General features: G+C 37.2%; 1 protein-coding gene. It reads right to left on the reverse strand.

Annotation, left to right across the window (positions count from 1 at the left end; all coding sequences use genetic code 11):
• Positions 1–269 (reverse strand): sensor histidine kinase (locus KK062_RS30335; RefSeq protein ID WP_369075196.1); only part of this gene is annotated, 269 nt, incomplete at both ends.

Consider the following 269-nt stretch of genomic DNA (forward strand, 5'->3'; position numbering starts at 1 on the left):
ATACTTTATGGCGTTAGAAATTAAATTTCTAAAAATCTCAGATACCCTCCAATGATCGCTGTAAAAGTCAATTCCTTCACTCTTAATTGTGCGCTTAACATCTTTTGCACCTTCCAGGTACCCTAACTCAGTAAAAGTCTGATCAATGATCTTTGCAAGATCTACCTTACTGATGTTCACCTCCATCTTCAGGTTCTTTGAATGACTGAGTACATCTCCGATGAAATGATCGAGTGCTGATACTTTTTCTCCGATGATATCAATGTAGT

It is taken from the genome of Dawidia cretensis (genome assembly GCF_018598175.1).
Taxonomy (GTDB): domain Bacteria; phylum Bacteroidota; class Bacteroidia; order Cytophagales; family Cyclobacteriaceae; genus Ohtaekwangia; species Ohtaekwangia cretensis.